Genomic DNA, 11146 nt, shown 5'->3' on the forward strand with positions numbered 1-11146 from the left:
GCACCTGCTGGCCGGAAGAACGAGGTACCGCTGTGAAGATCCTGATCGCCGACGACAGCCGCGTCATGCGGCAGATCGTCATCCGCACCCTGCGGCAGGCCGGGTTCGACGACCACGACATCGTCGAGGCCGAGGACGGCGCCGACGCGCTGGCCAAGGTCGGCGCCGAGAAGCCCGACCTGGTGCTGTCGGACTGGAACATGCCCAACATGACCGGCATCGAGTGCCTGCAGGCGTTGCGCTCGTCCGGCTCGAGCGTGCCCTTCGGGTTCGTCACCTCGGAGGGCTCCCCGGAGATGCGCGAGAAGGCCGCCGACGCCGGCGCCCTGTTCCTCATCGCCAAGCCGTTCAACGAGGAGACCTTCGCCGACGCGCTGACCGGGGTGATCAAGTGACCGCCGCCGGCACCATCCCGCTGCCGGCCGCCAAGGACGTCCGCGACATGCTCACCGGCCTGGTGGGCAAGCCGGTGACGGTCGAGCCCGGAGCGCCGGTCACCCCGACGCCCGAGAAGCCGGTCGCCGTGGCCGTCTACGTCGACCCGGGCATGGCCGTCAACGCGCTGTGCGTGATGGACCTGGGTGCGGCCGCCTACACCGGCGGTGCGCTGGCCCTGCTGCCCCCCGGCGGCTGCCAGGACGCCGTCGAGGAGGACGGCGAGCTGACCGGCATGCAGGCCGAGGCCCTGCACGAGGTCGTCAACGTGCTCGCGGCGCTGTTCAACGCCCAGGGCGCGCCGCACTCGAAGCTGCACAAGCTCTACGCCCCCGGCGACGAGCTGCCCGGCGACCTGGCCGGCATGCTCGCGGCCTTCAACCGGGTGGACCTCACCATCGAGGTCCCCACCTACGGCAAGGGAGCCCTCAGCCTGGTCCTGCCGTAACACCGTCGTCCTCCGGACGACACCGCGACCACGAGCGGCTCCTGCTGAGCGGAGCCCATCCGTCGCCCCTGCGCGGACCCCTCCGGGGCCCACTCGGGACGACAGCTCCTCCGTCGCGGCACAAGTCGCCCCGGGGCGGCGCAGGAACGCGAGTTCCCGCCGCCCCGGGCGCTGTGCTGCTCGGGCCGGGCGTCGCTCAGGCCGGGACCGGCGCCCAGCGGTCCTCGAGCGCGCTGCCCAGGCAGGCCCAGACGTGCTTCGCGCCGGCGTCGACGTACCAGCCGTGCGCCACCGCCAGCCGAGCCACCAGCTGCAGGCCCATCCCGCCCTGCGCGGGGTCGCGGTCCACCGCGGGGGTCGGCATCACGTGGGGGGCGCGGTCGCTGACGTCCAGCAGCCAGCCGCCCGACCCCGCGATCACCGTCGCGACCACCGGCGACGTGCCGTGGCGCAGCGCGTTGGAAGCCAGCTCGTCGAAGGCGAGGACCAGCTCCTCGGTCGTCCCCTCGCCCTCGTCCGCGGGGGCATCCGCGCTCTCCAGCCGGGTCCGCAGGCCGGCGCGCGCCGCGGGGAGCTCGCCGAGGGTGGCGAGGTCCCAGCGCCACACCTCACCGCGACCGTCCGGCAACGGCCGTCGCGGCCATGACAGACGACGAGACATCTCTCCCCCTCGGTTGCCCTCTGCTGGACGGCAGGGGGATGCCCCGGACGGGCCCGTGGTAACCGCCGTCCGCGGTGTTCCTCCCCGCGGAACTGGTCAGGAGGGGTGAATTCAGCGACCCCGTCCACGGCGGCGTGGCGGCGCGGGCGCGGGCATGGGGCACAGTGGGCACCGTGATCCCGGACGAGCCGCGCGCGCTGCCGGGCGACCTGCTCCTGCAGGCCGTCGAGGGCATGCACCGGCCGATGTTCGTCCTGGACGAGGACTGGCGGTTCCGCTACGTCAACCCGGCCGGCGCCGCGGTGCTCGACCGCACCGTCGAGGGCCTGGTCGGCCGCGGCATCTGGGAAGAGTTCCCCGAGGCCGTCGGCGGCCCCTTCGAGGAGCTCTACCGGACGGTCCGGCGCACCGGCGGGACCGGCGGGACCGAGGCCTGGTTCGGCCCGCTGGGCAAGTGGTTCCGGGCCGACGCCTTCCTCACCCCGGCCGGGCTGGTCGTCACCTACGACGACGTCACCGAGCAGCACCGGGTCGCCGACGAGCGGGCCGCCGCCGTCGAGGCCCGGGAGCAGGCCGCGGCCGCGGCGGCCGCCGCCGCGCACGAGGCGGAGCTCGCCGGCCGGCACCTGATGCTCCTGGGCGACATCAACCTGGCGATGACCTCGACGACCGACACCGACGAGGCCGTGCAGCGCTTCGCCGAGCTGGTCGTGCCGCAGCTGGCCGACTGGTGCATCGTCAGCGTCGTCGACCGGGACGGCACCCGCCGCGACGTCGGACGCGCCCACAGCGACCCGGCGATGGTGCCGCACATGCACCGCTACGCGGACCTGCGCGTGGCCACGAACGACCCCACCGCCCCGGTACCGGCGGTGCTGCGCGACCCGCGACCGGTGGTCCTCCCGCAGCTCACCGACGAGATCGTGCGTGCCATGGTGCCGGTCGAGGCGGCCCGGGAGGCCCTGGCCCCCCTCGCCCCGGCCTCTGCAGCCGGCTACCCGCTGATCGCCCGCGGGGAGGTCATCGGCGTCATCACCCTGGTGAACGGCCGCGAGCGCGGTCCGCACACCGCGGGCGAGCTCCGGACGGCGGAGATCGCCTGCCGCCGCGCGGCGCTGGCCCTCGACAACGCCCGGCTCGCCGCCGCGCAGCAGCAGGTGGCCGAGCGGCTCCAGCTGAGCCTGCTCTCACCGCCCGTGCAGCCGGACTCGCTGGAGCTGGCCGTCCGGTACCGCCCGGCCACGCAGGGGATTGCGATCGGCGGCGACTGGTACGACGCCTACCTGCAGCCCGACGGCGACACGGTGCTGGTCATCGGTGACGTGATGGGCCACGACATCGAGGCCGCGGCGGCCATGGGGCAGGTCAAGACGCTGGTGCGGGGCATCGGCTACGACCGGCTCGACGCCCCCGCCGGGCTGCTGCGCCGCGTGGACCACGCACTGGTGGGGCTCGAGGTGCCGGCGATGGCCACGGCGCTGGTCGCCCGCATCGAGCTCGGGGTGGATCCCGACGGCCGGCCCGCCCGGCGGCTCCGCTGGGCGACCGCCGGGCACCCGGATCCCCTGCTGCTGCTCGACGACGGCACGGTGCTCGACCTCTCCGCGCCCGTCGGACCGCCGGTCGGCATCGGCTGGCTGGGCCCCCGCTCCGACGAGGTGAGCCCGCTGCCCGACGGCAGCACCCTGCTGCTGTTCACCGACGGGCTCTTCGAGCGGCGCAGCATGCTGCTGGACGACGGTCGCGACCTGCTGCGCGACCTCGTGGCGCGCTCCGGCGGGCTGCCGCTGGACGCGCTGTGCGACCGGTTGCTGGTCGAGATGCTCGGACCCGACGTGGAGGACGACGTCGCCGTCCTGGCGGTGCGGATGCACCCGCTGGGCGCCGGGCGGCCGGCCGTGGCCGGCCCCGAGGTCGTGCCCGGCGTGCTGCCCCGTCCCTGATCCGCCCGTCCTGATCAGGCCGCGCTGATCGCGAACGCGGTGAGGAACCCGGCCGCGGTGATCAGCCCGGTCCACGCGTGGGTGTCCTCGAACGCCTCGGGGATCATCGTGTCGGCGATCATCGTGAGGATCGCCCCGGCGGCGACCGCCGTGATCACCGCCTCCACCTCCGGCGAGGTGTCGCCGAGCAGCGCGTAGCCCAGCAGCGCGGCCAGCCCGCTGGCCAGCGCGATGCCGCCCCACACCCCGAAGACGTAGCGGGCCGAGCGCCCGCCGCGCTTCATGCCCGCGGCGCTGGACAGACCCTCCGGGACGTTGGAGATGACGACGGCGGCCAGCACCGACAGGCTCACCGTGCCGCCGCCCACGAGGCCCAGGCCGAGCACCACCGACTCGGGGACGCCGTCCAGCAGCGCCCCGACCGCGATGGCCGCGCCGCTGCCCGACTGCTCCTCCTCCGAGGGCTGCTGGCCCCCGGACCGCTTGCGGTGCCGGGCGCCCCGGCGGCTCAGCGCGAGGTTCGCCGCCAGGTAGACGACGGCGCCGCCGACGAAGCCGGTCGCCGTCGCGGTCAGCCCGCCGGAGTCGAACGCCTCCTCCACCAGGTCGAAGGCGACGGCGGAGATGAGGACCCCGGAGCCGAAGGCCATGACCGACGCGACGACCTTCTGCGGCACGGGGGTGAGCCAGGCGATCAGCGCGCCGACGACCAGCGCGCCCCCGCCGAGCAGGCCCCACAACCCGGCTTCCACCCACGTCGGCACGGTCCCGGCGGTGCCCGGTAGGGCCGGGCGCCAACCCCGGTGCTACTCGGGGTGGCGGAGCAGGTAGCGGCCGAAGTGCGGGACGGTGAAGGCGATCTGGCCGCGCTCGGCCGAGTAGACCAGGCCCTTCTTGATCAGCGAGTCGCGGGCGGGGGAGAGGGACGCGGGCTTGCGGCCCAGCGAGACAGCGACCTCCGACGTCGCCACCGGGGCGCCGCCGGGTCCGCCGAGCTCGGCCATCGCGTGCATGTACTCGCGCTCGGCGGGCGTGGCGCGGTCGTACCGCGAGCCGAAGAAGCCGACGGCCAGCTCGGCCTCGGCGACCGGCGCAGCCATGGCGACGTCCTCGGGGGTGATGGGGGAGGCGGCGGCGACGTCCCAGGTGACCTTGCCGTAGGCCTGCACGAAGTAGGGGTAGCCGTCGGCGGCCTCGTACAGCGCGTCCAGCGCGCCGGCGGCGAACTCGACGCCCTCGCGTTCGGCCGGCGCGATCAGCGCGCGGTCGGCGGCGGCGCGCTCCAGCCGGTCGATGCGCAGGTAGCGGAAGAGCCGCTCGGAGTAGCTCTTGGACGCGCTGAGCACGGCCGGCAGGTGGGGGAGGCCCGCGCCGACGACGATCAGCGGCGCGCCCTGCTGGGACAGCTCGTGGCAGGCGGCGCAGATGGCCGAGACGTCGTCGGGCTGCACGTCCTGCATCTCGTCGATGAACAGCGCGATGCCGCTGCCGATGTCCGCGGCCACCCCGGCGGCGTCGCTGAGCAGCTCGACCAGGTCGATCTCCATGTCCCCGGAGTCGGCCCGCCCGGTGGCGGCGGGGACGTCGATGCCCGGCTGCCAGCGGTCCCGCACCTTGGCGTCGGCCGGCACCGCCCGCTGGGCGAAGGCCTTGACCACGCCGAGCACCTCGGCCACCGACTCCTGGTCGCCGTGCCGCGGGCCGAGCTCGCGCAGCGCCATGTGCAGGGCGGAGGAGACCGGCCTGCGCAGGGACTGGTCGGGGCGCGCCTCGATCTTGCCGGTGCCCCAGCCCCGGGAGATGGCCGCGGACCGCAGCTGGTTGAGCAGCACGGTCTTGCCGACGCCGCGCAGCCCGGTGAGCACCAACGACCGCTCGGGCCGCCCGTGCGCGATCCGTTCCAGCACCACGTCGAAGGCCGAGAGCTCGGTGTCCCGCCCGGCCAGCTCGGGCGGCCGCTGGCCGGCGCCAGGGGCGTAGGGGTTCCGGACGGGGTCCATGTCGAGCACGGTATGCCGTCGTCTAGCGGAGGGCCTAGACATCGGTAGAGCCGCCTAGCGCGTGTCGCGGAGCGATCGAGGTCCGTCTGGAGCTCTCTAGCGGCGACGCTAGAGAGAGCAAGAGGTCCTCAGATCCCCGACCGACCCGCTGCCGACCGCTAGCGTCGAGTCGTGATCAAGTTCCTGCTCAAGGTGGTCATCCTCGGGGCGGCCTTCTACGTGCTGACCTACTTCGACGTGCTGCCCGGGCTCGAGGTGTTCCCGAACGAGGACGGCCCGCTCGGCGAGTACGGCACGTACCTGTGGATCGGGCTGATCTTCGGCGTGGTCAACGCGATCGTCGGGCCGGTGCTGCGGCTGCTCTCGCTGCCGTTCGTCGTCCTGACGCTGGGCCTGTTCCTGCTGGTCGTCAACGCGGCGCTGCTCGGCCTGACCGCCGCGATCACCGACCGGCTCAGCGTCGACGGCTTCGGCACCGCGGTGCTGGGCGGCCTGATCCTCGCGCTCGTGGGCTGGGCCGCCGACCGGGTGCTGGACCGCTGATCCGGCAGTAGCGTCCGCAGCATGGCGAGCACTCCTGGCTCCCTGACCGAGCTGGCCGCCCTGGAGGCCGCCCGCGACGAGAAGCGACGGCTGCTCGAGCAGGCCGCGCGGACGGCGGTGGCGGAGCTCGGCCCGGACGCCGAGTACCCGGCCGGTTGCACCGCCGACGACGTCCCGGCGCTGCTGCGCCGCTACTACTGGAGCGAGCCGGCCGCCGCCGTCCTCGAGCGGGAACCCCGCGAGCTGGCGGCCCTCGCGCTCGGGCACGTGGCCGCGGCCCGCACCCGGCCGCCCGGCGCCGCGCTGGTCGACGTGCTCCGCACCCCCGGCGGCGAGGCGGTCCTGCGCCTGGCCATCGACGACATGCCCTTCCTCGTGGACTCCGTCACCGCCGAGGTCGTCCGGCAGGGCGTCGACATCGCGCACGTCGTGCACCCCGTCCTCGTCGTCCGCCGCGACCTGCGCGGGCGGCTGCTGGCCTTCTGCGACAGCGCGACGCCCGAGGGCTGCGGTGCCGACGCCGTCGCCGAGTCGTGGATGGCGGTCGTCCTCGACGGCCCGATCGACGACGAGGCCGCCACCGACCTGGTCACCGGCCTGCGCACCGTCCTGGACGACGTGCGCGCCGTGGACGAGGACGCCCCGCGGCTGCGCGCCCGGCTGCTCGAGCTGGCCGGGACGCTGGCGGCGACGGCGGGCCCCGCCGACGTCCCCGACCCCGCCGACGACCCGGCCGAGGCCGCCGCGCTGCTGCGCTGGCTGGCCGACGGGAACGTCGTGCTGCTCGGAGCCCGGGACGTCGACCTGGCGCCCGGCAGGGTCCGGCCGGTGCCCGGCAGCGGGCTGGGCGTGCTGCGCAGCGACACCGACCACAACGCCGCCGACGCCTCCCCGCCCACGCCCGAGGCGGCCCAGGTGCCCGGCCGGCACCTGGTGAGCGTCACCAAGGCCGACGTCCGCTCGTCGGTGCACCGCCGCGGCTGGCTGGACCTGATCGCGCTGACCGTCCCCTCGGGCGACGGCAGCGGCGCGCGGCAGCACCGCTTCGTCGGGCTGTTCCCGTCGTCGGCGTACACGGCGAGCGTGCTCGACGTCCCGTTGGTGCGCCGCCGGGTCGGCGAGGTCATCGCCCGCTCGGGCGTGCCGGCCGACAGCCACACCGGCAAGGAGCTGCTCGAGGTCCTGGAGACCTACCCGCGCGACGAGCTGCTGCAGCTGAGCGCCGACGAGCTGCTCCCGGTGGCCGACGCCGTCCTGCACCTGCAGGAGCGCCGGCAGACCCGGCTGTTCCTGCGCCAGGACCCGACCGGCCGGTTCTGGTCGGCGGTCGTCTACCTGCCCCGCGACCGGTACACGACCGAGGTCCGGCTGGCGATGCAGCAGCTGCTGCTGGAGCGGCTGGGCGGCACGAGCATCGAGTACACCGCCCGGTCCACCGAGTCGGTGCTGGCCCGGCTGCACTTCGTGGTCCGCCTGCCGGTGAGCCGGTCGGCGCGGTCGGCGCCCGTGCCGGTGGACGCCGAGGCCCTGCAGGCCGAGCTGGCCGCCGCGGCGCGGAGCTGGACCGACGACCTCGCCGACGCGCTCACCGCCCGGCACGGCGAGGACGGGGAGCGGCTGTTCGCCCGGGTCGCCGACGCCTTCCCGGCCGCCTACCAGGAGGACTTCCCGGCCGACCGCGCCGTCGAGGACCTCGCCGTCCTCGACGGGCTGGCCGACGGGGAGCTCTCGCTGCGCCTGTGGACGCCGCCGGGTGCCGGGCCGGGGGAGCGCCGGCTGACGGTGTTCCGCGTGGGGGAGCGGCTGCTGCTGTCCGACGTGCTGCCGCTCCTGCAGCACATGGGCGTCTCGGTCGTCGACGAGCGGCCCTACGAGATCGACCGGATCGGCAGCCGGCTGTCCTGGATCTACGACTTCGGCGTCGCCGTCCCTCCTGTCGACCTCCCGCTGCTCCGCTCCCTGCCCGAGCGCTTCACCGACGCCCTGGGCGCGGTCTGGCGCGGCGAGGCGGAGGACGACGGCCTGGGCGCGCTGGTGCTGCTCGCCGGGCTCAACTGGCGCCAGGTCACCGTCGTCCGGGCCTACGTGCAGTGGCTGCGGCAGGCGGGGCTGCCCTTCAGCCAGGCCTACGTCGAGTCGACGCTCGCCGCGCACCCCGACGTCGTCTCCCGGCTGGTGGCGCTGTTCGAGGCGCGGTTCTCGCCGCGGGTCGCCGGCGGGCGCGCGGAGCGGCAGGCGGTCCTCGCCGAGTCGCTGCGCCGCTCGATCGGCGAGGTCGCCTCCCTCGACGCCGACCGGGTGCTCTCCTCGCTGCTGGCGGCGATCACCGCCACCCAGCGGACGACGTACTACGCGATGCAGACCGCGCCGCACCCCGCGCTGGCGCTCAAGCTCGACCCCGCGACGGTGCCCGACCTGCCCGAGCCGCGGCCGGCCCGCGAGGTGTGGGTGAGCTCGCCCCGGGTGATGGGCGTGCACCTCCGCTTCGGCGCCGTCGCCCGCGGCGGGCTGCGCTGGTCGGACCGGCGGGAGGACCTGCGCACCGAGATCCTCGGGCTGGTCAAGGCGCAGATGGTGAAGAACACCGTCATCGTGCCGACCGGCGCCAAGGGCGGCTTCGTCGTCAAGCAGCCCCCGGCCGACGCCTCCCGCGAGGCGCAGCTGGCCGAGGGCCAGGCCTGCTACAAGATCTTCATCGGGGCGCTGCTCGCGCTGACCGACAACCTCTCCGACGGCGCCGTCGTGCCCGCCGAGCGGGTGGTCCGGCACGACGGCGACGACACCTACCTCGTCGTCGCCGCGGACAAGGGGACGGCGACGTTCTCCGACCTGGCCAACTCGATCGCCCTCGAGCGGGGCTACTGGCTGGGCGACGCCTTCGCCTCGGGCGGCTCGGTGGGCTACGACCACAAGGCCATGGGCATCACCGCCCGCGGCGCCTGGGAGTCGGTGACCCGCCACTTCCGCGAGCTCGACCTCGACGTGCAGGCGCAGGAGTTCACCGTCGTCGGCGTCGGGGACATGTCCGGCGACGTGTTCGGCAACGGGATGCTGCTGTCCGAGCACATCCGGCTGGTGGCTGCCTTCGACCACCGGCACGTCTTCGTCGATCCGTCGCCGGACGCGGCGTCGTCCTTCGCCGAGCGGAAGCGGCTGTTCGAGCTGCCGCGCTCGTCCTGGGCCGACTACGACGCCGACCTGATCAGCGCCGGCGGCGGGGTGTGGCCGCGGACGGCCAAGTCGGTGCCGGTCTCCCCGCAGATGCGGGCGGCGCTCGGGCTGGCCGACGGCGTCGCGGCGCTCAGCCCCGAGGAGCTGATCCGCGGGGTGCTGCTGGCGCCGGTCGACCTGCTGTTCAACGGCGGGATCGGCACCTACGTGAAGGCCGCTGCCGAGAGCGCCTCCGACGTGGGGGACAAGGCCAACGACGCCGTCCGCGTCGACGGCGGCCAGTTGCGGGTGCGGGTGGTCGGCGAGGGCGGCAACCTCGGGCTGACCCAGCGCGGCCGGATCGAGTACGCGCTGGCCGGCGGGCGGGTGAACACCGACGCCATCGACAACTCCGCCGGCGTCGACACCTCCGACCACGAGGTCAACATCAAGATCGCGCTCAACGCGGTGGTCGACGCCGGGCAGCTGGACGCCGACGGCCGGGCCGCGCTGCTGGGGGAGATGAGCGACGAGGTCGCCGCGGCGGTCCTCACCGACAACCACGCTCAGAACGCCACGCTGGCGGCGGAGGCGTCCTCGACGCGCTCGCTGCTCGACGCGCACGAGCGCTTCATGCGGGCGCTGGAGCGCTCCGGCCGCCTGCAGCGGGCGGTGGAGGCGCTGCCCGACGACCGGCTGCTGGCCGAGCGGCGGCGCGACGGCCACGGCCTGACCGGGCCCGAGCTCTCGGTGCTGCTGGCCTACGCCAAGCTCGACACCGACGCCGCCGTGCTCGGCTCGACGCTGCCCGACGACCCGGCCTTCGAGCCGCTGCTCTCCGGCTACTTCCCCCGGCCGCTGCGGGAGCGCTTCCCCGACGCCGTCGCCGGGCACCCCCTGCGCCGCGAGATCATCGCCACCGCGCTGACCAACCGGTCGGTCAACGTCGCCGGGGTGACCGGCCTCTACCGGCTGGCGGAGGAGACCGGCGTCCCGCTCGCGACGGTCGTGCGGGCGCACGCGGTGGCCCGCGCGGTCTTCGACGTCGACCGGCTCTGGGATGCGGTGCGCCCGCTGGACAACCGGGTGCCGGCGGCCGTGCAGGTGGAGCTGCGCGCGGAGGCCGGCCGGTTGGCCGAGCGGGGCGCCCGCTGGCTGCTCCGCCAGCGCGACGTCACCGCCGAGCCGCCACCGCCCCTCGGTGCCGTGACCGACCGGTTCGGCGCCTCCGTGGCGATCGTCCGGGCCGGGCTGCCGGGATGGCTGCTGGGCGCGGAGGCGGAGGCGTACGCCGCGCGCGCCGGGCGGCTGCAGGACGCCGGGGTGCCCGCGGAGCTGGCGGCGGAGGTCGCCGCCGCGCCCCTCATGCCGGCCGCGCTGGACCTGGCCGTGGTCGCCGAGCGGACCGGGGCGCCGGTCGAGCTCGCCGGCCGGGTGATGCAGTGCCTGGCCGAGCGGCTGGGCCTCGTGCCGCTGCGCGAGCTCGTCGTCGCGCTGCCCCGCGACCGGCGCTGGCCGTCCATGGCGCGCGCCTCGCTGCGCGACGACCTGGCGATGGAGCAGTCCTCGCTCACCGAGGACGTGCTGGCCCTGCGCAGCAGCGACGACGCCGACCCGGCCGCGCTGGTCGCCACGTGGGCCGACGGGTGGGACGCCGCGCAGGCCCGGGCCGCCGCGCAGCTCGCCGACATCGGCGGCGGCGAGCGGCAAGAGCTCGCCGAGCTGCTCGTGGCCGTCCGCACCCTCCGCGGGCTCCGCCGCCGCCGCGAGGCCCGCCGCCTGCCCCGCCCCGCGCCGGCCTGACGTGTCGCCGAGATCTGCACACTCGGGGGCTTCAGGGCCCGGAAGGCCCCGAGTGTGCAGATCTCGCGGACTCTGGGTGGGTCTGCCGCCGTCTAGCGATGCGGCTAGAGAGCGGTAGAAGGGGTCAGAGGGACACCGGGTCGGCCGGCGAGGACGATGGGTG

General features: G+C 75.2%; 8 protein-coding genes. 5 read left to right on the plus strand and 3 right to left on the minus strand.

The window, feature by feature from the left end:
- The first annotated feature begins 32 nt into the window (after window positions 1-32).
- Window positions 33-395: a response regulator gene (locus ACI79H_RS13060; RefSeq protein ID WP_456554825.1), complete on the plus strand. Its 363-nt coding sequence runs from the start codon at window positions 33-35 to the stop codon at window positions 393-395.
- Window positions 392-883: a hypothetical protein gene (locus ACI79H_RS13065; RefSeq protein ID WP_456554826.1), complete on the plus strand. Its 492-nt coding sequence runs from the start codon at window positions 392-394 to the stop codon at window positions 881-883. The genes ACI79H_RS13060 and ACI79H_RS13065 overlap by 4 nt, the downstream gene beginning before the upstream one ends.
- 196 nt (window positions 884-1079) lie before the next feature.
- On the opposite strand, the gene ACI79H_RS13070 is transcribed toward ACI79H_RS13065, so the two are convergent.
- Window positions 1080-1490 (minus strand): ATP-binding protein, encoded by a 411-nt coding sequence (locus ACI79H_RS13070; protein WP_456554827.1) that lies wholly within the window; start codon window positions 1488-1490, stop codon window positions 1080-1082.
- A 227-nt stretch (window positions 1491-1717) separates the two neighbouring features.
- On the opposite strand from ACI79H_RS13070, the gene ACI79H_RS13075 reads away from it, so the two are divergent.
- Window positions 1718-3487, plus strand: coding sequence for a SpoIIE family protein phosphatase (locus ACI79H_RS13075; protein WP_456554828.1), 1770 nt, complete (start codon window positions 1718-1720; stop codon window positions 3485-3487).
- Between the two features lie 14 nt (window positions 3488-3501).
- Here the strand turns inward: ACI79H_RS13075 and ACI79H_RS13080 are convergent, their stop codons facing one another.
- Complete coding sequence (locus tag ACI79H_RS13080; RefSeq protein ID WP_456554829.1) at window positions 3502-4251, minus strand: ZIP family metal transporter; 750 nt, start codon at window positions 4249-4251, stop codon at window positions 3502-3504.
- 42 nt (window positions 4252-4293) lie between these two features.
- Window positions 4294-5487: an AAA family ATPase gene (locus ACI79H_RS13085; RefSeq protein ID WP_456554830.1), complete on the minus strand. Its 1194-nt coding sequence runs from the start codon at window positions 5485-5487 to the stop codon at window positions 4294-4296.
- 171 nt (window positions 5488-5658) lie between these two features.
- Here ACI79H_RS13085 and ACI79H_RS13090 point away from each other — a divergent pair, with 171 nt between their 5' ends.
- Window positions 5659-6030 carry a phage holin family protein gene (locus tag ACI79H_RS13090; RefSeq protein WP_456554831.1) on the plus strand — a complete coding sequence of 124 codons (372 nt, stop codon included), beginning with the start codon at window positions 5659-5661 and terminating at the stop codon, window positions 6028-6030.
- 21 nt (window positions 6031-6051) lie between these two features.
- Window positions 6052-10983, plus strand: coding sequence for an NAD-glutamate dehydrogenase (locus tag ACI79H_RS13095; RefSeq protein WP_456554832.1), 4932 nt, complete (start codon window positions 6052-6054; stop codon window positions 10981-10983).
- The last annotated feature ends 163 nt before the right edge of the window (window positions 10984-11146 follow it).

The sequence above is a fragment of the Blastococcus sp. SYSU D01042 genome, from assembly GCF_054050515.1.

Bases quoted from the DNA above. Each gene is read 5' to 3' on its own strand.
- ACI79H_RS13085 (WP_456554830.1), bottom strand. From the start codon at position 5,487: ATGGACCCCGTCCGGAACCCCTACGCCCCTGGCGCCGGCCAGCGGCCG.
- ACI79H_RS13095 (WP_456554832.1), top strand. From the start codon at position 6,052: ATGGCGAGCACTCCTGGCTCCCTGACCGAGCTGGCCGCCCTGGAGGCC.